Source organism: Microcoleus sp. S13_C3, from assembly GCF_036700905.1.
Taxonomy (GTDB): Bacteria; Cyanobacteriota; Cyanobacteriia; order Cyanobacteriales; family Microcoleaceae; genus Microcoleus.
Genome location: NZ_JAUBPT010000018.1, coordinates 29,689 through 56,317, shown reverse-complemented (window position 1 = coordinate 56,317; position 26,629 = coordinate 29,689). Strand labels below are relative to the sequence as shown.

The 26,629-nt window shown below is 46.6% G+C and carries 20 protein-coding genes; 9 read left to right on the top strand and 11 right to left on the bottom strand.

All coding sequences use genetic code 11. From position 1 onward, the window contains the following. Positions 1 to 9 precede the first annotated feature (9 nt). From QUA16_RS07755 to QUA16_RS07730, 6 genes are all read left to right on the top strand, one after another. Positions 10 to 1,608 (top strand): methyl-accepting chemotaxis protein, encoded by a 1,599-nt coding sequence (locus QUA16_RS07755; RefSeq protein ID WP_333102520.1) that lies wholly within the window; start codon positions 10 to 12, stop codon positions 1,606 to 1,608. A 30-nt stretch (positions 1,609 to 1,638) separates the two neighbouring features. Further along, positions 1,639 to 1,842: a hypothetical protein gene (locus QUA16_RS07750; RefSeq protein WP_333102521.1), complete on the top strand. Its 204-nt coding sequence runs from the start codon at positions 1,639 to 1,641 to the stop codon at positions 1,840 to 1,842. Further along, positions 1,748 to 2,698, top strand: a complete 951-nt coding sequence (locus QUA16_RS07745; RefSeq protein WP_333102522.1) for a chemotaxis protein CheW — start codon at positions 1,748 to 1,750, stop codon at positions 2,696 to 2,698. Before QUA16_RS07750 ends, QUA16_RS07745 begins: the two co-directional genes overlap by 95 nt. 18 nt (positions 2,699 to 2,716) lie before the next feature. Further along, a complete protein-coding gene (locus tag QUA16_RS07740; protein WP_333102523.1) occupies positions 2,717 to 5,845 on the top strand; it encodes a hybrid sensor histidine kinase/response regulator in 3,129 nt (1,042 codons plus the stop codon). A 474-nt stretch (positions 5,846 to 6,319) separates the two neighbouring features. Next, positions 6,320 to 7,369, top strand: coding sequence for a chemotaxis response regulator protein-glutamate methylesterase (locus tag QUA16_RS07735; protein WP_333102524.1), 1,050 nt, complete (start codon positions 6,320 to 6,322; stop codon positions 7,367 to 7,369). An 84-nt stretch (positions 7,370 to 7,453) separates the two neighbouring features. Next, positions 7,454 to 8,980 carry a response regulator gene (locus QUA16_RS07730; protein WP_333102525.1) on the top strand — a complete coding sequence of 509 codons (1,527 nt, stop codon included), beginning with the start codon at positions 7,454 to 7,456 and terminating at the stop codon, positions 8,978 to 8,980. Between the two features lie 1,011 nt (positions 8,981 to 9,991). On the opposite strand, the gene QUA16_RS07725 is transcribed toward QUA16_RS07730, so the two are convergent. Beyond that, positions 9,992 to 11,668, bottom strand: coding sequence for a mechanosensitive ion channel (locus tag QUA16_RS07725; protein WP_333102526.1), 1,677 nt, complete (start codon positions 11,666 to 11,668; stop codon positions 9,992 to 9,994). A 101-nt stretch (positions 11,669 to 11,769) separates the two neighbouring features. Further along, positions 11,770 to 12,969, bottom strand: a complete 1,200-nt coding sequence (locus QUA16_RS07720; protein WP_333102527.1) for a transposase — start codon at positions 12,967 to 12,969, stop codon at positions 11,770 to 11,772. A gap of 147 nt (positions 12,970 to 13,116) precedes the next feature. Between QUA16_RS07720 and QUA16_RS07715 the strand changes: the two genes are divergently transcribed. After that, positions 13,117 to 13,581, top strand: coding sequence for an SRPBCC family protein (locus QUA16_RS07715; RefSeq protein WP_333102528.1), 465 nt, complete (start codon positions 13,117 to 13,119; stop codon positions 13,579 to 13,581). 378 nt (positions 13,582 to 13,959) lie between these two features. Here QUA16_RS07715 and QUA16_RS07710 read toward each other — a convergent pair whose 3' ends face one another. The 8 genes from QUA16_RS07710 to QUA16_RS07675 all read right to left on the bottom strand — a co-directional run bounded on the left by QUA16_RS07710 (position 13,960) and on the right by QUA16_RS07675 (position 23,565). Then, on the bottom strand, positions 13,960 to 14,646 hold the full coding sequence (locus QUA16_RS07710) for an alpha/beta hydrolase (protein ID WP_333102529.1): 687 nt from the start codon (positions 14,644 to 14,646) through the stop codon (positions 13,960 to 13,962). Positions 14,647 to 15,207: 561 nt separating this feature from the next. Next, positions 15,208 to 16,032, bottom strand: coding sequence for a transglutaminase family protein (locus QUA16_RS07705; RefSeq protein ID WP_333102530.1), 825 nt, complete (start codon positions 16,030 to 16,032; stop codon positions 15,208 to 15,210). Between the two features lie 400 nt (positions 16,033 to 16,432). Beyond that, a complete protein-coding gene (gene mutL, locus QUA16_RS07700) occupies positions 16,433 to 18,331 on the bottom strand; it encodes a DNA mismatch repair endonuclease MutL (RefSeq protein ID WP_333102531.1) in 1,899 nt (632 codons plus the stop codon). Between the two features lie 348 nt (positions 18,332 to 18,679). Then, positions 18,680 to 19,789 (bottom strand): ATP-binding protein, encoded by a 1,110-nt coding sequence (locus QUA16_RS07695; RefSeq protein WP_333102532.1) that lies wholly within the window; start codon positions 19,787 to 19,789, stop codon positions 18,680 to 18,682. A 335-nt stretch (positions 19,790 to 20,124) separates the two neighbouring features. After that, a complete protein-coding gene (locus tag QUA16_RS07690) occupies positions 20,125 to 21,417 on the bottom strand; it encodes a beta-ketoacyl synthase N-terminal-like domain-containing protein (protein WP_333102533.1) in 1,293 nt (430 codons plus the stop codon). A 276-nt stretch (positions 21,418 to 21,693) separates the two neighbouring features. Continuing rightward, a complete protein-coding gene (locus QUA16_RS07685; protein WP_333181085.1) occupies positions 21,694 to 22,479 on the bottom strand; it encodes a peptidylprolyl isomerase in 786 nt (261 codons plus the stop codon). Between the two features lie 316 nt (positions 22,480 to 22,795). After that, entirely contained in the window at positions 22,796 to 23,362 is a 567-nt protein-coding gene (locus QUA16_RS07680; protein ID WP_333102535.1) for a photosystem I assembly protein Ycf4, read from the bottom strand. Between the two features lie 32 nt (positions 23,363 to 23,394). Continuing rightward, positions 23,395 to 23,565 carry a hypothetical protein gene (locus QUA16_RS07675; protein WP_333102536.1) on the bottom strand — a complete coding sequence of 57 codons (171 nt, stop codon included), beginning with the start codon at positions 23,563 to 23,565 and terminating at the stop codon, positions 23,395 to 23,397. 124 nt (positions 23,566 to 23,689) lie between these two features. Here QUA16_RS07675 and psbD point away from each other — a divergent pair, with 124 nt between their 5' ends. After that, on the top strand, positions 23,690 to 24,748 hold the full coding sequence (psbD, locus tag QUA16_RS07670) for a photosystem II D2 protein (photosystem q(a) protein) (RefSeq protein WP_333080069.1): 1,059 nt from the start codon (positions 23,690 to 23,692) through the stop codon (positions 24,746 to 24,748). Between the two features lie 156 nt (positions 24,749 to 24,904). Continuing rightward, positions 24,905 to 26,284: a photosystem II reaction center protein CP43 gene (gene psbC / locus QUA16_RS07665; RefSeq protein ID WP_333102538.1), complete on the top strand. Its 1,380-nt coding sequence runs from the start codon at positions 24,905 to 24,907 to the stop codon at positions 26,282 to 26,284. A gap of 33 nt (positions 26,285 to 26,317) precedes the next feature. On the opposite strand, the gene QUA16_RS07660 is transcribed toward psbC, so the two are convergent. Beyond that, positions 26,318 to 26,572 carry a hypothetical protein gene (locus tag QUA16_RS07660; RefSeq protein ID WP_333102539.1) on the bottom strand — a complete coding sequence of 85 codons (255 nt, stop codon included), beginning with the start codon at positions 26,570 to 26,572 and terminating at the stop codon, positions 26,318 to 26,320. Positions 26,573 to 26,629 lie beyond the last annotated feature (57 nt).

Below are 26,629 nucleotides of genomic sequence, written 5' to 3'. Positions count from 1 at the left end.
GCAGTATTTATGGTGAATAACGTGTTCAAAGATCAATCTTTACAAGGTCGCATTAAGACCGCTTTCAATTTCATGGGAGCATTGGTTCTGATCGTAGCGCTAGTGGGATTAATCTCTACGTTGCGCTTAAGTGGTAACATCGATACATTAAGCAATAATAGTTTGCCGAGCCTGGTTGGATTGTGGAAAGTCAACGAAGGCCAAACCCAGATTGAATCGTCAGAACGAGCTTTATTGATTGCTGGACTAACCGCCCAGGAACGACAAGCTGAGTTAGAGCGAATCAAAAAAGCTTGGAATCAGATCGATGAAGGGTTTAAGCAGTATGAAGCAACTCCTCGAACAGAAGAAGAAAATAGAAACTATAAAAACCTCCAGAGTAACTGGGATAGATGGAAGAGCGGCCATGAAGATTTTCTAAAATTCAACCAGCAATTTGAAAGTTTAGGAATTCTGCATCCCTATGCCAGACAAGTGGAGTTGGTGGGTCAAAATCCAAATAACTCTATAGAAATAGCAAAGGCTCGAAACGCCGCTAGTGTTTTCGAGCAGCTACGCGATCGGGCTAAGGCAAATCGTACCTCTTTTGATACTGCCACAGCATCACTTATAGAAGCACTGAAAATTAATGAAGACACTGCTACTCTAGCTGAAAAAAATGCAACTCAAGCTATTAGCCAATCACAGTTTTGGACAATTGTTGCTATGCTGCTCGGCCCTGGGGTAGCAATTCTTTTAGGAAGATTTCTCAGTAATGCGCTGATTCAGAGCTTGCAACAGTCAGTGGTGCAAATTACAACCTCTGCAACTCAAATTGCAGCATCTGGTAAAGAATTAGAGGCCACTGTTGCTGAACAACTTGCTTCCACCAATGAAGTCACCGCCACTGCACAGGAAATTGCTGCAACCTCCAGAACTTTGGTAAAGACAATGGAACAAGTTGCTGGGATGGCTCAAACAACCGCCATCTCTGCAAACGACAGTCAGGATGAACTCGCCGAGATGGAAAATGTCATGAGGCAACTGGCGGATGCAACGACTTCTATCTCCTCCAAACTAGGAGTCATGAATAAAAAAGCCGGAAACATCAGCAATGTTGTGACCACAATCACAAAGGTTTCAGACCAAACCAGCCTCCTGTCACTGAATGCAGCTATCGAAGCAGAAAAAGCGGGAGAATATGGTGCGGGCTTTGCGGTTGTTGCGCGAGAAATTCGACGACTTGCCAATCAGACGGCAGTCGCTACGCTCGAAATTGAGCAAATCGTAAAAGATATGCAATCGGCGGTTACGGTTGGTGTGATGGAAATGGATAAATTCAACAACTCGGTGAACAATAGTGTAGATCGAGTCAGCAAGATTAGCGACCAAGTTGCGAAAGTCATCACTCAAGTACAGAGTTTGCCACCTCGATTTGAACAAGTCAGTCAAAGCATTGAAGACCAATCGGAGGGGGCGCAGCAAATTAGCGAGGCAATGGAGCAACTCGGTCAAGCTTCTCATCAAACAGTGGATGCTTTACGTGAAACCAATAGTGCCCTGGAACAACTGGATGATGCAGCCCAAGGATTACGGAAAGAGATATCCCGCTCTAAGACTTATCGGTAAAGACGATTAACTATAGCCTTTCTCAGTAATATGAGGTGCTCATTGGGCATGGGGCATGGGGCATGGGGCATTGGGCATGGGGCATTGGGTATGGGGCATGGGGCATTGGGTATGGGGCATGGGGCATGGGGAATGGGGCATGGGGCATTGGGCATTGGGCATGGGGCATCGGGCATGGGGCATTGGGTATGGGGCATGGGCATTGGACTCGCCGCCATACATCACAACGCTTGAGAACCGCTATAGAAGGAATAAGGAAGAATATCGAGGTGAAGAATGCTTATACAGCAAACTTTTTAGCCCGACATTTAGCCCGACATTACGTTTAATTAGGTGGATTTACTTAACAACCAAATTAGTTATGACTAACCCTTGGAGTGAACCATTGACTGTAGAAAGCTCCCTGAATGACTGCTGGAATCAAATTGGGGTCATGGGCGATCGCTCATGCGGTCAATTAGCAACTGTGATACATTGCTATGAATGCCCAGTTTATGCAGAAGCTGGCGATAGTTTGCTAGAACGCGAACCACCACTGAATTACTTAGATGAGTGGCTCAATATTCTGGCAGAAACACCCGTAGACCACGAGGATGTAGAAGGCGATGAAATAGTCATCCACACAGCGGATGCTATTTCGGTCATGATCTTTCGACTGGGGAATGAGCGATTAGCTCTTCCAGTCCGAATTCTGCAAGAAGTGACCCCTCCTTGTGTCATTCAACCCCTGCCCCATCGCAGCAACGAGTTATTTTTGGGACTGGTGAATATTCGCGGGGAAACGTTGCTTTGTGCTTCCCTGAGTCATTTGTTGAATTTAGAACCGGCTAAGGAGACTTCCTCCACTGTCACATCCGTGAATGCCAAACGAATGATGATGGCAGGGCAGGGAAACGATAAGTGGGTATTTCCGGTTGATGAAGTTCATGGAGTTTACCGCTTCCACCTAAATGAATTACGAGATGCCCCTATTGTGATTACTAAAGCCACTGAGGCTTACACCCAGGGAATTATTCATTGGCATGGCAATCAAGTCAATTATCTCGATTCTGAATTGTTGTTCTACACCCTCAATCACAAAATTTTGTAGCAGAACACGGAGCGGATTATGAGCAATCACTCGAAGTTGGAGCTATTTCGTCAGGAAGTTGAAACTCAGGTCATCACCCTCAAGGAAGTGCTTCCTATACTCAAAACGCAACCATTCTCTATGCTCGAACTTGGGCAAGCAATTCAGGCAGCCCACTCGGTATGGGGAACTGCTCGAATTGTAAAGATGGAGGCGATTTCCCATCTGGCACAACTCATTAAGGAGTGTTTGATTACCGCTCAGAACAAGACTGTTACCCTAGGTGATGAGCAAATTGATGTCTTACTTCATGCGGGCGATTTGCTTTTGGGTATGAGCAAAGTGACAGAGGAGGAGCAGGAGCGGTGGATGAGGGAGCATTCCTGGGATTTGGCAACGACCCAAAAAGCTATTTCGATCGTCTTGTCCTCTGAAGTTAACATGATGGCTGTTCCTTCAGTTCAGGCGAACGAAGTGGGTACTGATGTGTCTTCATTTAGTCAGGAGACAACTGAGCAGACGACATCTTCTGAGTCGGTACCGAAGACAACTAAAGTTATCCCTTCTGAACTTATCCCTTCTGATAACGCAGGACACGAAGAAAGGGCGATCGCCCTTTCCTCCAACCCAACTATCACAACAACGCCTACTGTACCCCCAAATGTAACAGCGGCACTGGATACTACAAAAACGCCGACAGCACCCGCAGGTGTAACAGCAGCACTGGATACTACAAAAACAACGCCGACAGCACCCCCAGATGTAACAACGACGCTGACTGGCGATGACTCCATGATGGACTTATTTCGCCTGGAAGCAGAAGCACAGGTTGCTATCTTGAATCAGGGATTGCTGGCATTGGAAAGCAATTCTCAATCGACGCAGGCATTGGAAACATTAATGCGAGCAGCCCACTCGATTAAGGGGGCTGCTCGCATTGTTGGACTCGATGCGTTAGTCAATATAGCTCATGTGATGGAGGACTGTTTTGTGGCTGCACAGAACAAGACAGTGGTACTGAATCCCGATTGTGTCGATGTGCTGCTTCAAGGTGTGGATTTGCTCGAAGGTATAGGTCAAGTAAGCGATGTAGAATTAGCGAGTTGGTTAGCAGAACATAATGCCGAATTTGAAATAACAAGAGGGGCGATCGCTGCTATTTTGACCCCAGAAGCTGCACCCAAACTCGCTCGCGCGAGAGTTAGAGATGGAGAAGAGGAAAATATAGTTTCTCAGTCTCGTGTTTCAGTCGCTTCTACAGTTTCCGAATCATCCCTAGAAATTTCCAACCAATCTAGCATTCAGTCCACATCTTCATCTACCGCGATCGCGATCGATCGAGCTGAATCATCGCCATCAGGCGTGATGGTGCAGGAAAGTCCAGATCGGGGTAAATCTTCCTCTTCAGCATCAGAACACGCGGCTACTCAAGATCGCGTAGTGCGAGTCAGTGCTGAGAACTTAAATCGAATTATGGGGCTCGCAGGTGAGTCACTGATTGAAGCCAACTGGCTGCAACCCTACGCAGACTCCATGATGTCCCTGAAACGGCGGATGGTCGAAATTTCCAGAACGCTAGAACAGTTGCAGGATAGCCTTGAACACGGTGCCTATCAGCAAGAAGGAAAGGAGTACCTAGAAGAGGCAAGAAACCAAGAACAAGAGTGTCTTGACTTTCTGGGCGATCGCTTGGGGGAACTGGAGCTATATGCCCAACGGACTGCTAATCTGTCCGATCGCCTCTACCGGGAAGTTATTACCTCGCATATGCGTCCGTTTGTGGATGGCGTACAAGGCTTTCCGCGCATGATCCGCGACTTGGGACGCAAGTTGAATAAGCAAGTTAGGTTAGAAATTGTAGGTAAGGCAACGCCGGTCGATCGCGACATTCTCAAAAAGCTGGAAGCTCCTCTGACTCATATCTTGCGAAATGCAACGGATCACGGAATTGAACTACCAGATGAACGGACTGCTGTTGGAAAATCGGCGGTGGGTATGATTCGACTGGAAGCATTTCATCGGGGTGGAATGCTAGCTATTACCATTTCCGACGATGGGCGAGGTATCAATCCAGAGCAGTTGCGCCAAAAGGTGATTAACAAAAACCTGGCAACTTCGGAAATGGCAGCCCAGCTTACTGATGCTGAATTGATGGAGTTTCTGTTTTTACCTGGATTCTCCACCGCTAAACAGGTAACGGAAATCTCTGGAAGAGGTGTGGGTCTGGATATTGCTAAAAGTATGGCACAGGAAGTGGGCGGGACGGTACGTGCCATGTCTCAATCTGGCAAAGGAACGAGTTTCCACTTTCAACTTCCACTAACGCTGTCGGTGGTTCGCACGCTGTTGGTGGAAATTTCTGGCAAACCGTATGCGGTGCCGCTGGCTCGCATCGATCAGATCGTCACGGTGGAGCGATCGCACATTTCGGAGGTGGAAAATCGCCAATACTTTACGATGAATCAACAAAATATTGGTTTAATCGCTGCCCATCAAGTTCTAGAATTACCTGAACCATCCTCTAATCCAGGTTCGCTGTCTGTGGTGGTGATCAGCGATCAATCTAATCCCTATGGTTTGGTGGTGGACAAGTTTTTAGGTGAGCGCGATTTAGTGGTTCGACCACTCGATCCGCGTTTGGGCAAAGTACCTGATATTAGTGCCACATCTATAATGGGAGATGGCTCGCCGATTCTAATTGTTGATGTATCGGATCTGGTGCGATCGATCGATGCTATCCTCAACGCCGGACGATTAGCAAAGGTGGGAGGCGAGGTAACGGATGTCGTTAAAGACAAACGCAAGAAAGTTTTGGTAGTGGATGACTCGATTACGGTGCGGGAAATGGAACGTAAGCTGCTAGAAAATCGCGGCTATAGCGTGGATATTGCTGTCAATGGGATGGAGGGATGGAATGCTGTTCGGACTAACCACTACGATTTAGTGATCAGTGATATTGATATGCCACGCATGAATGGGATTGAACTGGTGAAGCAAATGAAGAACCATTCCCGTTTGTATTCCATTCCTGTGATTATTGTGTCTTATCGCGATCGCGAGGAGGATCGGATTCAGGGCTTAGAAGCGGGTGCAGATTACTACCTAACTAAAAGTAGTTTTCATGATGCCACCCTGATTGATGCCGTCGTGAATTTAATTGGGCGTTGATAAGTAGAATGAAGAAGGCAGAAGGAAGAAGGCATAGACACCAAGCTTTTGACCCATCCCAAAAACGGATACCGTGCCACGTACTCCTGTCGTGGAAAGATAAAAAATTTAGACCCAAGTTCAAGATCCCTGATTTATCTGTGGGGTAAATCTAAAATCTAAAATCTAAAATCTAAAATCGACTGATGACCCATCCCAAAAACGGATACCGTGCCACGTACTTATAGCCTTTCTCAGAAAGATGAGGTACTCATGGGCATAGGGCATAGGGCATAGGGCATAGGGCATAGGGCATAGGGCATAGGGCATACCTCACTTTTTTGAGAAAGGCTATAAGTACGTGGAAAGATAAAAATTTTAGACCAAAGTTCAAGATTCCTGATTTATCTGTGGGGTAAATCTAAAATCTAAAATCTAAAATCTAAAATCGACTGACTCATCCGTGTTTTACGTTTAATTTAGGGGGATTTGCTGATGAGAATTGCAATTGTTAATGATTTGGCGATCGCAACTGCTGCACTCCGACGGGTTTTGCAGACAGTTTCTGACTACCAGGTGATTTGGACTGCACGGGATGGAGCCGAAGCAGTTGCTAAGTGCGCTCAAGATACGCCAGACATGATCTTAATGGATTTGTTGATGCCTGTCATGGATGGAGTAGAAGCAACCCGTCAGATTATGAAACACTCTCCCTGCCGTATTCTGATTGTTACAGCCAGTGCTGATAAAAATCTTGCAAAAGTTTATGAAGCGATGGGATACGGCGCTTTAGATGCAGTTGATACACCTGTTTTGAGTGGCACAGATACCGCTAATACAGCAAACGCGCTACTCGCTAAAGTTGGCACAATTCGCAAACTGCTAAAACAGCCTTCTTCAACAAAGATACAAGCAAAAAAGTCCACTTCGTCGCTGGAATTGGATCGACGAAGTGGACTTTCATCTACTGTATCTACTGTCCCGTTAGTGGCGATTGGATCGTCTACAGGTGGCCCGAAAGCATTAGCAACCATCCTTTCGCAGCTACCTGCTAGTTTTGGTGCCGCGATCGCGATCGTCCAACACATAGACGATCAGTTTTCTAGTGGATTGGTTGATTGGTTGAGACAACAAACAGTATTGCCCATAAGAATTGCGGTTGCGGGCGATCGATTGGAAAAGGGAACTATTTTAGTGGCAGGTACTAACGATCATTTGTATTTAAAACCGGACTTGACTCTCGGCTACACCAAAGAGCCGATCAATTATCCCTATCGTCCATCAGTTGACGTATTTTTCAAGAGTGTTGCTCAACATTGGACGCGCAAGGGAACTGCGATTCTGCTAACAGGAATGGGTAGAGATGGGGCGGAGGGATTAAGCGTATTGAAGCTTCAAGGTTGGCACACGATTGCTCAAAATAAGGACAGTTGTGTGGTATATGGAATGCCTAAAGCAGCGGTTGAGTTGAATGCTGCTGTAGAGGTTTTATCACCAGATGCGATCGGCACTACCCTCCGCCAAAATCTCATACTAAACCGCTAATTAAGTAAATACATCTAATAAAACGTCAAACACGGATTAGTTAAAAGCTGGCTCTCTATACCGACTTTATTCTTTTTACCACTTATGACAACTTTGATACACGAGCAAATAACAGTTTTATTAATTGACGATCAACCCATCATTAGTGAAGCCATTCGTCGAATGTTGGCTTCCGAACCGGACATCGTATTTCACTACTGTAGCGATCCAACTCAAGCTTTTGACATTGCGGAGGAGTGCCAGCCAACTGTCATACTGCAAGACCTGGTTATGCCCCAAATGGATGGCTTGCTGTTAGTTCGATTTCTACGATCCAAAGACAGTTTTACCTGTAATATTCCGCTAATTGTGCTGTCCAGTAAAGAAGACCCTACTATCAAAGCTAAGGCCTTTGGACTGGGCGCCAATGACTACCTAGTGAAACTGCCAGATCGCATGGAACTGATCGCTCGCATTCGCTATCACTCAAATGCCTATTTGAATTTCCTCAAGCGACAGGAAGCTGAAGGACTTTTCAAAGCTGAAATTTTGCGTCAAGCAGCATACATTGAGCAGGTGGGTAAGGTGACAAGTGCTGCTTCTGAGGTGGAACGAGATGCCTTTCAACCCGACGCATTAACAGAGGTTGCTAAACGCAGCGACGAACTAGGACAACTGGCACGAGTCTTTACTCACATGGTCAATACTGTCAAAGCACGAGAGAAGGAATTGACCAGGGCAAATCAAAATTTGGAAGAGCTGCTGACAGCTTATGGTCGCTTTGTTCCTCATGATTATCTGCGTTTTCTGCGGAAGAAAAGTATTACTGATGTGCAATTAGGAGATCACGTCAGCAAAGTTATGGCAGTGATGTTTTCTGACATTCGCTCCTTTACTACGCTGTCTGAAAAAATGACTCCCAAGGAAAATTTTGCTTTTGTCAATACTTATTTGCAGAAAGTTAGTCCAGAAATTCGTACCAATCATGGTTTGATTGTCAAGTTTCTGGGGGACGGTATGATGGCTGTTTTTCCAGATGGAGGCAATGATGCTTTGGCGGCGGGCGTTGCTATGTTTAGAGTCGTTGAGCAATTCAACGAGGGGCGACTTCAGGCAGGTGAGCAACCTATTAAGATTGGGATTGGTATTCATGTGGGTCACATGATGCTGGGCATGGTAGGCGAAGAGAACCGGATGCAGGGTGATGCTTTTTCTGACAATGTTAATTTAACGGCACGGTTGGAAGGGTTAACGAAGTTTTACGGCGTTTCTCTGCTGATCTCTCAGCAAGCGCTAGACGATTCAACTAATGCCGATGAATACCAATTGCGCTTTTTAGACCGGGCGATTGTGAAGGGTCGAAATGAGGCGATCGCGGTTTATGAGGTGCTGGATGCAGAACATGAGGATGTCAGGTTTCTCAAGTTGAAAACAAAACTGGATTTTGAGGAAGGATTGGAATTATATCGGCATAAAGATCGGCTGGAAGCTGCGAGAGAAAGTTTTGAGAAGGTGATTGCTGTACATCCTTCTGATAAAACTGCTCTCCTTTATTTGGAGAGAATTGAGCAATTGATGAGGGAGGGTGTGCCTGATAACTGGAATGGTGTTTGGAGTTTTACAGAAAAGTGATTTGTGAGGATTGAATTAAATTTATTTGAACGTAATAAATACTTTCCTTAATTTGATGGACCTGAAAGTTGAAAAAATTGTCAAAAAGCGGCCTAAGAATGGTTGAGTTGCTCTACCTCAACTTTTGCGCTGGTCAATCTAAAATCAAAAATTACCCAACCCTCCCAAAGGCTCGCTCCAAACGGGCTAATAAAAACCACTGATTATGGTGATTTGACACTCCCCACGGCTGAAGCCTGGGGATTCTCCAAGCTAAACTTGGAAGGGACAGGCAAAAGTCCCCCTAGACGCTCAAAACAATACCCGTATCAAAGATATTGCAATTGCGCTTACTTTTAGAGTTTTTCTTACTTTCAGAGTCCATCGCACGAGCCAGATAGGTACGCTCCTCACCCTGCCATTATTCGCCCTTTAAGTATTCCGCATCAAAGGCGGATGTCTCCGTTGCCGGGATTTCTCCGCACGCTTGATGATTCTTCGCGTAGATGGTTATTCTTACTTGCTGTTTGAATTATATCAAAAACTGAAGGCGGTTGAAACCCCTACCGACTTATCCCCGTGTCTAAAGCCAGGGGCCCGGCGGGCTCGTTCTTCGGTCAAAAATGCTGAGGGTGTCTTACTGCCCGGAATTTCACCGTTCTAGGAATGGTTCAACACGTAGTTGATACGCCTACTTGTTCCGCATTGTTAGATTATAACACAGATTACTCGCAGCCTAAAGGCTGCAACTGCGTTTCATACCCTGCGGGAAAGACCGGGGTTCTCACGCGACGCGCTATAGCAATCCTAAATGATTCAGATAAATTTGTACGGGTAGTGCTAAGAGTGCCTACCCCCTATCTATCGGGCAACCGGGCGTGGGATTGCCCCTACAATAATTATGCAAATGATGCGAGGATTGCTATAGCTGTATCCTCAAATTCAAAGGCTTTGCGATTGGTTCGCGACCCTTACAATGAAATTAATCATAAAAAAATGGCGTTTGTACTTGACAAACGCCATTTTATAGAGTTACGAACGCGGCGTCTTATCTTGTTTAAACGACGCTAACAATTCGCGAATTTGGTCGGCCGCAATCTCGCGCCCGCCCAAACCAAAAGCTAGAGCAATGCCAACTGCGATCGCCCCAAGCAGCAGCCCGAAAGCCAAATTCACAATATCGCTGCCAATGCCCATCTGTTGCAGCGCCAAGGCCGAAACAAAGGCAATAATAGCAATCCGAGCCGCTTGGCCCAAAAGCCGCGCTTGACGAGTTCCAGAACTGGCAATCAAACTAAACGCCAGATTCGCCAAATACAAGCCGATCGCAAATACCACCAAACCGGCGAGCACCCGACCTGCAACCAGGACAATACCGCTAACAATCGCCGTCAGCGCGGGAATTTGCAGCACGTCGGTAGCTGCCACCACAGCAAACAGGATGATGCCCACCTGCACCACAATACCGACAAACTCAGAAGGTGTGCGGGCCGGAAGTTCCGGTTCCTGAAGAATCGTTGCCTCCGGATCGATCGAACTTGGCGGTAGCCTCAGCGACTGTTTCGGTGGCTGCACGCCCAACCAAGAAAAGACATTGTTAAAGCCAATTCCGGTCAGGATATTAGTAACCAAATCGCCTACCCAGCGCCCCAAAATGTAAGCAAGCGCCAGAATCAGGGCTGCGGTGAAGATTTTGGGAACCGCGCCCAAAATGTCGTTGAGCATCGCGACTGCAGGCTGCGAAATCGCTTGAATGTCCAAAGCGTTGAGAGCTGCGATCGCGGTTGGAATCAAAATCAAAACATAGACGATCGTCCCGGCAATCCACGACAGCGATTGTCCGCCAGAAGTCCGCGAAATTCCAAACCGAGCGCCCAAACCGTCCGCCCCAGCAGCGGCCAACAGATTCGTGACAATCCGCCGCACCACCATAGCCAGCAGCCAGCCCACAAACCCAATCAGCACAGCTTCCAGAATTTTCGGAATTGCCGCCAGAATTTGGTTGAGTAAATTATTAACCGGCAGCAGAGCCTGCTGCATTTCCAGTGAGTCGAGAATCAGCGGCAAAAACAGCAGAAAAATGAACCAGTACAGCGCATTCGCCACAGTATCGCTCAGCAGCAAAGGGCGCTCAGTGGGCGCTGCGCCCACCTCCTGATTCAAGCGCTCGTCTACGCTAAAAGTCCGCATCACGCGCGATACGGCCATTTTGGCGACTGTCGCCAACACCCAAGCAATCCCCAACCAAATTAGCGCGCCGGCTAACTTCGGCAAGAAGCCGGTAATTTGATTGAGAAAAGTATTGAGCGGTTGCGAGACAGCCGTTAGATTCAGGCGATCGAAAAAGGCAATTAGGAAAAAGATAAAAATGATCCAGAACACCGCTGTGGAAATCCATTTTTCCACTTGCGGGGTTTGAGATCCTTCCGGGCGGCCGGTAATCCAAGCCGCCAGCCGATTGTCGATCGTAGTCTTCTTGAGCAATCCCCCGACTATAGATGAGACGACGGCTGATACTATCAAGCCAACTAGCAGGATACCGACGGCCCAGAGGAGATTTTCAATGTTTGAGCCCTGAAAGAGATTGTTAATTCCGCGTTCGGCCTGTGCCAGCGGATTTGCGGGCTGGGCCTGTGCCAAAAGGCGATCGGACAAAGCCGCTATGGGGCCCGATATCGGTTGAGTTATTTCTTGCCAAGTTTCATTCATTTTTTTCTCAGGTTAACGTCACATTTGACAAGGAGAAGACGAAACTTTAATAATAGTTCCAAAAAATCTAGACATCGCCTAAATTTAATGTTTCTACACTTTTAATGTACGGGGTTAACTACAAAACCCTCTATCGAATTTGGGATCAACCCATCTCCGACTGCTTTTGTGCCAATATTCAAATAACCCTTGACATCGGCATTTATGAAGCGTCCAGTTTGGGTTCTGAACAATCCTCTTTTTACCCTACTGCCAATGTAGTCGGAATGTTGTTGAATTGGTTCCAAATCCCAAGCTGAACATTTGGATGTGTAACTCTCCTCAACTAACACAACTTTAATTCCCGCAAGTTGTCCTTTGTACTGCAACATTTGCACGAATCGGCGATGGGGAATACAGGCAAAATTTTGATTATTAACCTTACCAGTATTAATCCCCTCTTGAAAATCATGGTTCCAGCCTATCGCTAGCAAGCCCCTTTGATGATTAAGGAGTTCTTTAATAATTGCGGAACTCGTCGTGTGGAGGTAGTAATCCACTTTACAGTTAGGCTTGTGCCACAATGGGGCAAGTTTTTTACTGTTTTTTTGCGCTGCGGGCAGCAATGATTTCAATGCCGATGAAACTTGATTGCAGTATTGGTTTCTTGACTTAACACCCCGTCCCTCGTAGATTGTCGGTACTAACCCAGGAACATTGTAGGTTAATGTTGCCCGATTGTTTAATCCTAAATCTATGGCCGCTACTGTCTGATTAACTTGTAAAGGCTGTTCTAACTTTTCATAGACCACCTCGACAACATAACAACCTACTTTGGGAACAATCCGGATTTCCAGAATCGAGGTGACTTTTGAGGGGAACCAAATATTAGTCCCAGAGGGACGAGCATATCCTTTTTTTAAGGCTTTTTTGCTGACTGCTTGACAATTAAATACAACTACATAGCGCCCGTCCTCTCTTTTTGGCTCTCTTGAACCTTTGTATTGAGGGATTTTCGGGGCGGCTTTAAATTTAGTTGGGTCTTCCTGATAGTTTCGCACCCCCAGATAGTAGCTCGTCCATGCTTTGATCGCTAAGCCGATCGTGCTTTGTGCTACCTTTGCGGGCAGTGGTTTGTAGTCAGGACTTGTTTTGAGAGCGCGATAAACAGCCAGAAAGTTTGTTTGTTTGCTGGCCAAAAACTTTTGCCGGTAGATGTAGTTAGGGCTATTGTAAAGATTTTTGCACAGCCAACACAGTCGATCGCCTTCTCGATAAAACCTATGATTTGGTTTAATGATGTGCCTTTCGACTAACTGCATAATCGGTATATATACTTTAATTCAAGATGATACACTGTATTTATGAGTGTGTCAATCTTTTTATTTCTGGAAGAATTGACGTTACAAGTAAATAAAGGACTATCAAGTAAGCAAAGTTTTGTAATACCCTCCTTGTTGCAGGTTCTCATGTCAATTCGTCAAGTTTTCGAGCAATCCATTGAAATTCGCGCTGCTGCTACTCTGGTGGAGCAATGTATAGTCGATCGCACTTTAATGCACAAGTGGCTCAATCCCTTGCTACGCTGCGATCCCCAGGGGGAATGGGATACTGCCGTAGGAAGTCGCAGCTTGTTTATCATAAAAATTCCTGTTTTGCAACCCTCTTTAGAGAGTGTTGTGTTGGAGCGACAACCAGGTTTAATTGTTTGGGGGTTTGACGGATTTTTCAAAGGATGCGATCGTTGGGAATGCCAGCCGCAAATCCAAGGAACTCTCTTGATTAACCGCTTTGAATTTCAAATTCCCAATCGTTTAATTAGATTTGGTTTCAATCGCTTTGCAGCCCCTTGGACGCAGAAAGATATGAAAGACCAACTCCGCCGACTCAAGCGGGTAGCCGAGCAACTATCTCAAAGAATGGGTAAGGGGTAATGGATAATGGGTAATTGGGAACTTGTTGGCTCGCGTAGCCGAAGAATTGGTAATGGGTCATAAGTAATTGCTAATAGCTGAAAGCTAGGGCTAATAGGAAAAAAAGCACCAATTCCCAATTCCCAATTCCCCCTTCCCTCAAACTTCAGTTATAGCAATCCTCGCATCATTTGTGAATTTCTTACTCCCTCCCCGCGAGTTCGGGGAGGGTTGGGGTGGGGTAAAAAATTTACGACTCCTGCAAGGATTGCTATAGCGGTTCTCAAGCGTGGTGAGGTATGCCCTATGCCCTATGCCCTGTGCCCAGGGAGGCCTATGCCCTATGCCCTATGCCCTATGCCCATGAGTACCTCATCTTGCGCTCGAAAGGCTATATATTTATTTCGCACTTCCCGATGGACTGGGCTGACAAATCATTTGTCGGGCCGAATTCACCGCTTGGCCGGCGGTATTTTGCAAAGCCGGGGAATTCTGATACATAGCTTGCAAATTTTGCAAGTCTTTAATCACTCGTTGGTAAATAGCCATAGCTTGATTCCCGTCAACTTCTAAGGCAGCAGGGCTGTAATTTTGCATCACTTCAATCAGCGATATTTTGCCATCTTTGGAAGCTGCGACTAAAGCATCGCGCAGTGCGGGCGCGCTTTGAAGACGAGTGGCCGGCGTATAAGCAACCTCGCCCAATTGTTTGAAAACAATTTCCCCAAAATAAGTATTTGCCAGCCCCGCTACTAATTGGGAATCTAAAGGGACTTCTTGCGTTAATATTTGGCGCACCGACTCGGGAGTTTGTTTCGCAAGACTCAGAACGCTTTGCAGTTGAGATGATGCTTTGCCGGTTTGTGCAAAGCTTTGTAAGTCGCTCATCGGTAATGTTACGTCAACAGCACCGTATTTTACGGTGACATTATCTAATGCAAAGGCTTTGCCGCTGCTTAGGAATACTGCACTTGTTCCCAGCAAAAGCGCCAAACCTAATGATAAAGACTTTGACATTCTTTTGGTTAAATGGGCTGACAGCGGTTGCATTCCGTTGAGATAACCTTGTTGAAACTGAAAGTTCATGAGTTTGTGCCTCTTTACGTCAAAATACTTTTTAGATCGCTCGTCTGTGCGGGTATCAGTGCGGGTATCAGTGCGGGTATCAGTCGGGAAAGTGGACTCGGAAGTTCGGTAAATGACCTATGATTTTACAGTCATGTCAAGCAAATTTAACCTATCAAAAGATAGGTATTAATTGACCATGAATATGTTATAACTAGCTGTTTGACAATTTTAGATGCCTTGGCAAAAAGTATAAAAGCGAAATTGGGTCGTCGGGCAGCAGTTTATTGAGTGTCGCTTTCACCTCTTATATAGCAATCCTTGCAGGAGTCGTAAATTTTTGACCACGAATTTCAAAGGTGGTACCCGCCACGTGATTTATCTGTGGAATCAATCCAAAATCTAAAATCGAAAATCCTCAAGCCCCCGCATTTATCCGTGGGGTCGCCTCTAAAATCTAAAATCTCAAATCTCAAATCTCAAATCGATTGACCCCACCCCAACCCTCCCCTTATCAAGGGGAGGGAGTAAGAAATTCACAAATGATGCGAGGATGGCTATAGTGTGCGATCGATACCAAATTTAAATATCCCGATCGAGCCGATCGACCAATTGGCGAATTCTAGCAGCATCAGGAGCATTCGGAGCATTTCTCAGGTATAGTTCCAAATCGTGGCGCGCTTCGACCAAGCGTCCCAGTTGATAATAGAGAATTCCGCGATCGCGCCGTTCCCCCAGCGCCTCGGGAAACAGCAGCAAAATCCGTTCGATCGCCCAGAGTACCCTCACAGCATCTCCCTGTTGCAAGTAAATCGCCTTGAGATTTCCCAGCATTCGCCCCAACAAATGCCGGCGACTTACCGGGGCGAGAAAAGTCGGCTGCAACTCCATAGGTTGCCCATAAATTTGAGAAAGTCTGGCTTGACAATCTTCAGGAAACAAGATTTCGCCGCCGTTAAACGCATCAACAAAAATACCAGCATCTTCAAAATCCGGTCTAATTAAAAAATGTCCTGGCATCCCAATTCCCACCATCGGAAAATCAATCCGCTTAGCAACCTCCAAATAAACCAAAGATAAAGAGATGGGAATGCCAGTACGCCGATCGATCACTTCATTCAAAAAGCTATTGCGGGGGTCGTAATAATCAACATCATTGCCAGCAAACTGCAACTCTCCGTATAAATAGCCGTTAATAGTTTGAATAATCCGCAGCGGATAATTCTGTGCCGGCAGGCGATCGCGCACTTCATCGGCGATCGTGTCGAGAGCGTTGAGATACTCCTCTGGCTCTAAATTGGGGTATTCTTCCAAAGCCATATAAAGAGCAGCTTTCGCCAGGTCAATCGAGCCATCAGGCTGATTTATTTCTCGATAAAAGAGTTGTCGGGCGATCGGAAAATCCATATTTATTATTGATTTATTTTTAATGTACTTATTGGACTAATATCATGAACAGGCAAGATGCCTGTTCCACAACAAAGATTATTCGGGTAAATCGGCATTTTTTGTAGTATAATTAACCTTTTTTATGGTAAAATAGATACTTTTTATTGTGGAACAGGCATCTTGCCTGTTGCAGCTTTTTGTAGTGTAATTAAATCTTTTATGGTAAGACAGGCATTTTTTCTTGTGGAACAGGCATCTTGCCTGTTGCCCAAAAGATATTAAAAACACTGCATTATTTAAATTTTAATATATTCTAAGTTGTTTTATCTAAATCAGCCCCTATTTTTAATAAAGCTTCACGATATTTTTGGCGAGCGAGCCAGATTGAGGTGAACGCCCTCGGATGTCCAATCAACTTTCAAATCCCGTGACTTTTACCAATCACCCAACTGCGGCGAAAAATCCGAGCCAGAGTCGATTCTTCCAAAGCAAAATAGATGGGGCGGCCGTGAGGACAAGTGCGCGGATTACGAGTTTGCTGCCATTCATCCAACAAATTTTGCATTTGGGAAAGACTCAAAGGAGTACCGTTTCGCATAGCGCTACGGCAAGCAGTCGCAACTTGAGCCGCTTGTAAATCTGCGACTTTACTGAGTTCAAACAGCGCATCCGCACAGTCATCTCGATCGGCTAACAATTCAGGAACTTCGCGGGCCGCCCATAGCTGTTCGCCAAAACTTTCTACTTCCAAACCCAAGCGGGATAAATTCTCAATTTGCAGCGCCGATAATTGACTGAGAATAACTGGTTTTTCTAGACATTTTAGCTGCCAATCCACGCATAATTGCTCGTATAAAACGCGCTCGTGAGCGATGTGTTGTTCCACCAACCACATTCCGCTGGAATGTTCGGCAACAATGTAAGTATTGTGAACTTGAGCGATCGCCCTCAATTCCATCAATCCTATTTTATTAGCTTTTTCCTGTTCGTCGCCTTCCTCATTCTGTATAGCCGAAATCCCGACACTGTAAGCAGTTTTTTGTTCCGATGCCTTCAGCAATTTTCCCACTCGATCGGGAATTGGGGCAGACGGCAAAACTTCATCGTTCAGGTGCAAAGCACGAGCAATTGCCGCGCTAACTTGTTCTTGCCAAAAACTCGGATCGTGCAGATAAATTTCAACCTTAGCCGGGTGGCGGTTCCAGTCGATTTCCGAAGGGGAGATTTGCAGGTGAACAAAACACACGGGATAGCGATCGCGCGGACAAGTGCGGGCAAAGGCGCTGAGAATAGTTTGCTCTAATTCGGGCGATCGCACAACTCGCCGATTTACCCCAACTTTCACCCAATCCGGCCGTCTGCGGTGACAGCGATCTGGCAAACCAATTACTAATTCTAAAAACTGGGAATTGGGAATTGGGAATTGGGCATGGGGCATTGGGCATTGGGCATCGGGAATTGGGAATTGGTAACTCGGCTGTGTTTTTGACAAAAACAATTGCGTGTGTGCGAAATAATCTGGCGATTTATTCCTTTCAGGAACTGAAGGCAAATTTACTTTTAAATACTGCAAATCATTCAAGCGAATTCCCCGCACGAATTGAGGTAAAAGTTGTTCCGCTGTGCTACCAGGAGTTACGTGCAAACAAGGCGTATTTCCTTGACGCAACTGCCAATTAACGTGCGGGTGACAAATAGCAATTTGCTGAAGGGTTAATTGGATCGATCGCATTTGCTGTGCCGGCGACAAAAAACTGCGGCGCACAGGCCAATTGCCAAACAAATTATCAACAGTCACCACCGTACCCGGAGCGATCGCCGCTGTTTCCACCTCTACAGCAACGCCCGCGTTATTGTAAACCACCCGCCAGCCCGATCGAGCATTTTCAATTCCCCCCTTGTTAAAGGATGATTTGGCGGGGTTTGACGCCGACTCTGGATTTTCCGAAAAATCCCCCAATCCCAAATCATTCGATCGGCTCAAAACCTCCAAACAGCCCAACTGAGCTAAACTGTGCAAAGCTTCCCCACGAAATCCCAAAGTATCAATTTTGTAAAGGTCTGCTTCTGTGGTAATTTTGCTCGTACTGTGAGGCGAAGCCGCCTGCCGCAAATTTTCCAGATCCATTCCTGTACCATTATCTGCAACTTGCACCCGCCACTGTTCGGGCCAGACAGAAACAACGATGCGAGTTGCGCCAGCATCCAGAGAATTTTCAACTAATTCTCGTACCGCAGCGGCGATCGAGTCAATCACTTCGCCGGCGGCAATTAAATTGATAACTTCTGTGGGTAAGGTTTGAATAGTAACTGGCATCAGATTTTTAGCATTTCGTTAATTCAATTCTACTTTATTCTGCAAGTCGCTACACAGTATTAGGACTTACGCTCTTAAACCCGGTTTATTATAAAAACATTGTTTGATAACAAGATATCTACTCATCAACCAAGTCTCTGATATCAATTCCTGCTGTGCCGGAATGATATCAAATCCGCGCTGCGAAAGTCGGGCGTACAGTCGAATCAATCTGCCAACAAATAATTCGCGCACTTTTCATTTTTTTGACACATCCTTCTACAGTCAACAGTCAACAATTATTCCGGTGCAACCGGAATCGATATGAGGCTTAGTGAGAAAGTCCTAAGTATATATCTTCCTACCTACTTAGATATTATCTGCTAAAGCCTCGGTTTTCGGCAAGCGGATGTAAAAAGTTGTCCCTTTTCCATCCTCCGACTCATAAGTAATTTGCCCTTTGTGAGCCTCAACCATCGACTTAACAATTGCCGTTCCCAACCCAGTACCAGTCCGTTTACCATAGGTCACAAACGGTTCAAATAACTTTTCCTTAATTGCCGGTGGAATGCCGGGGCCGTTATCGTAAATGCTAATTTCTGCCCAATCCTCACTTTGCCACGCAGCAATCTCCACCCGCCCCCCTCGTCCGCCAAAAGCCTCAACAGCATTCCCAACTAAATTTTGTAAAACGCGCAAAATCTTATTTTCATCCGCTTCCACTATCACTTCTGTCACCCGTACTACCAAATCTACTTTTGCTGCTTCAAAATAAACTCGGTTCAACTTTTGAAACTGCTGCAACGTCTGAATTAGATTAACTGGTTTTTTATTTAATACAGAATTGCCGCGCGAAAATTCTAACACTTCTTCAGCCATCCCCAACATTCGCTGAACCTGCAATTGAATAAGTTCGCACCACTCCTGAGTTTCCTCATCCGGGTGCATTTCTTTGAGCACTTCACTGGAGAGTTTAATTCCGGTAAAAGGGCTTTTGAAATCGTGAATAATTGTACTCACCATTTCTCCTACCAATACCATTTTTTGTTTATGTACCAACTGGCTAACATATTGATCCGTGGTATCCCGTAAATTTTTAGTAATGAAACTAAACATTTGCAGTACCGAACTGCCTTTAGCAAACTGGAGAGTTGTTATTAGTTCTTCACGGTCTATTTTGGCCAAAGTCGAGCCTGCAACTGCCACAGCTCTAGCACTGCGAGGCTCTCCGTCTAAAACTCCGAGTTCGCCAAAATAATCGTCTGGGTTAGCGACAGCAACAGTTTGATATTTATGATTTTCGATCCGCTTGCTAAACTCGACTTTACCTTCTAAAACTAGATATAAAAAATCCGCTGTTTCTCCTTCTTCAAAAACCAGCGTTTCCTCAGCAAAACTCTCCAAAACAGCTATTTGGCAAAGGTGAGCAGCTTGCTCTGGTTCAAAATAAGACATAAATCGATGAGAGGCCAGATCCATGTGAAAATACCTGAGACTTAATTTAAACAGTTTCTTTCTTCTATTTTCGCCGATCGCCATCGGTGCGTTAATAAAATACAATACTGCTTTAATCTGGCTCTCTTTTCTAGCCTCCTAGGCTTTGACGCAAGGATTAGCGTCGGGATGCAGAGCCAGACTAGCATAGCAGCACCAGCAATCTCACCAAAATTCTCAGTTAATTGACTAAAATACATAAGTATTGTAGTATTTTTGAGATTTAAATTGGATGTGCGGGGGTTCTCCGGCCACCTCAGAAGATTTTAACTGTAGAGAGAGCGTGTAATTTAAATGCCGATCGACCGAGTTTACAAAAATTAACGCTCGCCAGATAAAACGATCGCAGCATTCTGCCCGCCAAAGCCAAAACTTAAACAAACCGCATTTCTGACAATAGCCGATCGCGCACAGCGAACAAAATCTAATTCAAACCCCGGTTTTTTCATTCCCACGCAAGGCGGTAACATCTGATATTTAATACTCATCAAACAAAAAGCCACGCCCAAAGCTCCCGAAGCTCCCAAAGTATGCCCCGTCGCCCCCTTAGTCGAACTAACAGCAACTCCTGGGTGAAATAACTTCTCAATTAACAGTGCTTCGTGTCGGTCATTTAACTCAGTTGCAGTACCGTGAGCATGAATAAAATCTATATCAATCGCCGCTAAATTGCTGCGTTTCAAACATTGATTTACCGCCGCGATCGCACTTTCCCCCCCCAGCTCCGGGGCATTAGCATGACAAGCATCATTTGTCAAGCCCAAACCGGAAACTCGACCGTAAATTTTAGCACCACGACGCCTTGCCAACTCGGCCGATTCTAATACAAATAAAGCCCCGCCTTCACCGATCACAAAGCCTTCCCGATTTTCATCAAAGGGATAGCACCCATTGTTTGCCAAAGCACCCATCCGGCTAAATCCAGCCAGAGTAAGCGGTGTGATAGGCGCTTCCACAGCACCTGCGATCGCCCGCTGACACTCACCAGTGCGGATTAAATCAACAGCGCGGGCGATCGACTGTAAGCCCGTCGCACAAGCAGCCATCGGCGCCAGCACCGGCCCCATCGAGCCAATTGCCCTCGCCGCTGCGATCGCCCCCATGTGAGGCAAAAAATTCACAAATTGAGAATTGGGAATCGGGCATAGGGCATGGGGCATGGGGCATAGGGCATGGGGCATAGGGAATTGGGAATCGGTAATTGAGAATTCTCTTTCGTCTTCCTTCTCCCCTCTTCCTTCTTCCCTCTTCCTTCTTCCTTCTTCCTTCTTCCTGACATCCGTTACATCCGTTACAGAATCCGTTGCCGAACTTCCTTCCCTCGCCAACTGTTCCAAATTTGCCTGAAAACCTCGGCTAGAGCCAATAACAATCCCGCAATCGGGCAAAGGCAAAGTCAAATTAGCATCTTGCAAAGCATCTGCTAAAACCTGCCGAATTAAAGTTATTAAATCGACCGGTTTAGTGCCAATTAAAGCCAAAGGTCGCCGTTCAAGTTCTATAAAAGGTTGATGTTGCCGAATTCCTGATTCCCCAGACAACAATCTTTTCCAGCTACAATCCAGAGGGCCTAAAGCAGAAACCAGGCCAATTCCCGTAATAACAACATCCACATCAGCCCTCAGATTCCCAATTTTTTAGTCATTAGTCATTAGTCATTAGTTATTAGTTGTTTATGATTGGAACAAATTATTAACTACTAACCAACGACCAACGACTGATATCGTTTCCGGTTGCATCGGAATCATAAAATCGAGTCAACCATCAACCGTCAACAATCAGTCAGTTTTTCTACTCCGACTCAACAGTCAACAGTCAACAGTCAACCGTCAACAATCATCTCCATTGTGCAACCGGAATTGATATGACGACTGACTACTGACTACTGACTACTGAACAGGCTTAAAATTTTCCAAACCCTGAGTAACAGTAGCCTTATCAATGCGATCGCCCGCTTCAATCTTATCAACAACATCCATGCCTTGCTTGACGTACCCAAAAACCGCATAGCTACCGTCCAAAAACGGTACATCGGTCAAAGTAATGTAAAACTGAGAAGAAGCCGAATCAGGACTCTGCGATCGAGCCATAGCAACAGCCCCGCGACTGTGCATCAACACGGGTTTCTCCTTAACCCCAGCTTCTTCTAGCGTCGCGCTGTAAGTCGGATTGGCCGCACCTTTAGCTTTAATTTCCAGAGGAATCCTGCGTTCGGTAGTAGTTTTTGGGTCAATAAAACCGCCAGTTCCCAGTCGCGCTTTAGGGAATTTAGGGTCTTTGCCCTGGGGGTCGCCGCCCTGAACTACAAAAGGCTGAGGTTCCCGCACGACTCGGTGAAATACCAGCCCGTCGTAGACTTCTTTCTGAACCAAATCCACAAAATTGCCTGCAGTAATTGGTGCATTTGTGCCGTCGAGTTCGATCGTAATTGGAGCACCTTTAACGGTCATCACCACCGTTGCTTTTCCTTCCAAGCGTGGCAAATTGCTAAATTGCGAACTCGTCGCTACAGCAGCAGGAGACGGAGACGGAGACAAAGAAATATTTTCACCCGACGCCGGATTCGATGTCGGAGTCGAGTTTGCAACGGGGGAATTACCGCATCCCCCAACAAACAGCGCGCCAATTATTAAAAGTGAGAACAACCACCGCTGAATTTTGATTTGCATTTGCATTTGTATTTTCACTTTGAGTCAATTACGGACTTTGCAACTAAAGATTTTAATTCAATAGTCCGAACTGTTTTTAGTTCGTAGTCTGGAACCCGCGATTTTCCTTGGATAGCGAACTTGCCTAATCGCCTTGAAATCCTTATTCTACGGTTGGCAATCAAAAACTATCCCAAGTATTGTTAATTGACAGATTCAAAAATTGGTAACGGGCTTACTCGCAGATTGACGTTTTTCACTGACCAGGTAGGTAAGGTGCGCGCCCCGGCGCACCCTACGAGACATTACCAATCGAAAATCGAAAATCGAAAATCGAAAATCCCTATAGTCCTTCTAGGGGAACTTGCAAAAATCGAGCCAATTCGGCCGCTTGATTTTCCACTTCAGACAAAGCAATCGGCTGTCCGACTCTAGTCAGGGGAAACTGACGGCGGTCTTTGAGCTTAAGATAAATACTGCGGCGGGGATTGAGACCTTCTTTAATGTCCACCCGCACAGATTGCACCTCCGATGTCTTGCAATTAAAATCAACTTTGCGGTTTTTGCCGGGAAAACCCCAGCGAAAGATCCGAATGTTACCAGTTTGTCGATCGAACTCGTTGTAACCGCCACCGACATCCCAGAGAATAGTCAGCCACAGGTAAAGCGCCAACAGCACGCCACAGACACCGTAGAAACCCATCGCAATGCCTTGGGGGATGAAAACAAGCTGAGTCGGGTCAGCAAAAGGCAGCAGGTTAACGTGCAAGTAGCTGGAAATGCCCGACAGCAGGAAACCAGTCCCTCCAATGCTGACCACCGTCGCCCACCAGTAATTGCTGAAGCGGCGGGAGCCCAAAACCGGGTAGCGCAGGACAGGATCGATCGAGGTCATTGTTTTTGCAGTCATAAAATTAAACAGCCTTAAAGCCAAATCTTAATTCAATTAGCCCACCGAGTGTCACGCTTCGCTGAGGCGATCGCGATCGACTGATCGGGATTGTGTATCAACTCCTCAACCACCGCCACCTCGCCGCTTGGCGACGAAGGGTCAGTTGGATTGTTGCTGAGCATCGTCAACCAAGATGGCCTTCCTCTCAACCACGCTTTCATCGACTACGCCTCTAGTGGGGGAACTCTACTGTTCTAGTTGAAAAATTATGAACTTCTAATATATAGTTATGTTAACTTTAATTAGAAACCTTGGTCTTTTAACAAGCAAAAGGATTTTACCCCAATGACAATCGCAGTCGGACGCGCCCAGAACGAAAGAGGCATCTTTGATGTCCTCGACGACTGGCTCAAACGCGATCGCTTCGTCTTCGTAGGCTGGTCTGGCATCCTGCTATTCCCCTGCGCCTACCTAGCCATCGGTGGCTGGTTAACAGGCACCACCTTCGTCACATCCTGGTACACCCACGGTTTGGCAAGCTCCTACCTCGAAGGAGCCAACTTCCTCACCGTAGCCGTATCAACCCCAGCTAACAGCCTCGGACACTCCCTGCTGTTTCTGTGGGGCCCCGAAGCACAGTGGGACTTCACCCGCTGGTTCCAACTCGGTGGACTGTGGACATTCGTCGCCCTCCACGGCGCCTTCGCACTGATCGGCTTTTGCCTGCGTCAGATTGAAATCGCCCGTTTAGTCGGCATCCGTCCCTACAACGCCCTAGCATTCACCGGCCCCATCGCCGTGTTTGTTTCGGTGTTCCTGCTTTACCCCTTGGGTCAATCAGGCTGGTTCTTCGCCCCCAGTTTCGGCGTCGCAGCAATTTTCCGCTTTTTGCTATTCCTGCAAGGCTTCCACAACTGGACGCTCAACCCCTTCCACATGATGGGCGTTGCAGGCATCTTGGGCGGCGCGCTGTTGTGCGCCATCCACGGTGCAACCGTAGAAAACACCTTGTTTGAAGACGGCGAAGGCTCAAACACCTTCCGCGCCTTCAACCCAACTCAGTCAGAAGAAACCTACTCGATGGTTACAGCTAACCGCTTTTGGTCGCAAATCTTCGGAATTGCCTTCTCCAACAAGCGCTGGTTGCACTTCTTCATGCTGTTCGTACCTGTCACAGGCTTGTGGATGAGCTCCATTGGCATCGTCGGTTTAGCATTAAACCTGCGCGCCTATGACTTCGTATCACAAGAATTACGCGCTGCAGAAGATCCTGAGTTTGAAACGTTCTACACTAAGAACATTCTGCTTAACGAAGGCATTCGTGCTTGGATGGCTCCGACAGACCAACCTCACGAAAACTTCATCTTCCCTGAAGAAGTTCTGCCTCGCGGTAACGCACTTTAAAAAAATCAGGATTTGGATTTCAGATTAATTTTATTTTTTTAACTTAATCTGAAATCCAAATCCCAATTCCCCGGCGCAGGTGCGGTACTCCCGTGTCCTACTGGGGAACAAAAAAACCCAAAATCCAAAATCTAAAATCGTTGGAGGTTCTACCGGGTGGTAACGCTCTCTAATTCCTACGCAAGCGGTCGCGACCAAGAATCCTCCGGGTTCGCTTGGTGGTCTGGCAACGCTCGTTTAATCAATCTCTCCGGCAAACTGCTGGGCGCACACGTCGCTCACGCTGGCTTGATCGTGTTCTGGGCGGGTGCAATGACTTTGTTTGAAGTCGCTCACTTTATCCCAGAAAAGCCCATGTACGAACAGGGCTTAATTTTGATGCCCCACGTCGCTACTTTGGGTTGGGGTGTAGGCCCCGGCGGTGAAGTCACTGATATCTTCCCGTTCTTCGTAGTCGGCGTTCTTCACTTGATTTCATCTGCTGTTCTCGGTTTGGGCGGCATTTATCACGCCGTTCGCGGCCCGGAAGTTCTCGAAGAATACTCTTCTTTCTTCGGCTACGACTGGAAAGATAAGAACCAGATGACCAATATCATCGGCTATCACCTAATTTTGTTGGGTGGCGGTTGCTTGCTGTTGGTAGCTAAGGCCATGTTCTTCGGCGGTGTCTATGACACTTGGGCTCCGGGCGGCGGCGACGTGCGTATTATCACGAACCCAACTCTGAATCCGGCTGTGATTTTTGGCTACTTGGTGCGCTCTCCTTTTGGTGGCGAAGGCTGGATTGTCAGCGTCAACAACATGGAAGACATCATCGGCGGTCACATCTGGCTGGGCCTGATTTGTATCGCTGGCGGTGTTTGGCACATTTTGACCAAGCCTTTCGGCTGGGCTCGCCGCGCCTTAATCTGGTCTGGCGAAGCTTACCTGTCTTACAGCTTGGGCGCTTTGTCCCTGATGGGCTTCATCGCTTGCTGCTTTGTCTGGTTCAACAACACTGCTTACCCCAGCGAATTCTACGGCCCGACGGGCCCGGAAGCTTCTCAAGCGCAAGCTTTGACCTTCCTGATCCGCGACCAACGCTTGGGTGCTAACGTCGGTTCTGCACAAGGCCCCACCGGTCTGGGCAAATACCTGATGCGCTCTCCTACTGGCGAAATCATTTTCGGCGGTGAAACGATGCGTTTCTGGGATTTCCAAGGCCCTTGGTTGGAACCCTTGCGCGGTACTAACGGTTTAGACTTGAACAAAATCAAGAATGACATTCAGCCTTGGCAAGCTCGCCGCGCGGCTGAGTACATGACTCACGCTCCTTTGGGTTCTTTGAACTCTGTGGGCGGTGTGGCGACTGAAGTTAACTCGTTTAACTTCACTTCTCCTCGTTCTTGGCTGTCCTGTTTCCACTTTGTGATGGGTTTCTTCTTCTTGGTCGGCCACTTGTGGCACGCTGGTCGCGCTCGCGCGGCTGTCGCTGGCTTTGAGAAGGGTATCGATCGCGAAAATGAACCAGTGCTGGCTATGCCAGACTTAGACTAATCGATCGAATTTATTTCTGATTTGATTGTCTAATCAAAAAAGGCTCCTGCTTAACGGCAGGAGCTTTTTTTTGCTCCATATCTGGAACAAGCTGCAGATTGTCGATCGACCATTCTCGGAACCCACTAGCAGCAGATACAATCCTAGAGGTAGAAACCCGATTTCTGAGTTAACCTTTTGAATTCCATGCTGTTTCTTTCCGTAAGCTCGTTCCTCCCCCAGCTTTTGCATCCAGGACTGAGATATTTCGGTGCGACCTTCATCGGTGGCGGTGAATGACTCTGCCACTCTTGAAACTTGACAATTTTAATCCGTTGGGGTAAAGAGCTTGCAAGGCAGGCTGTA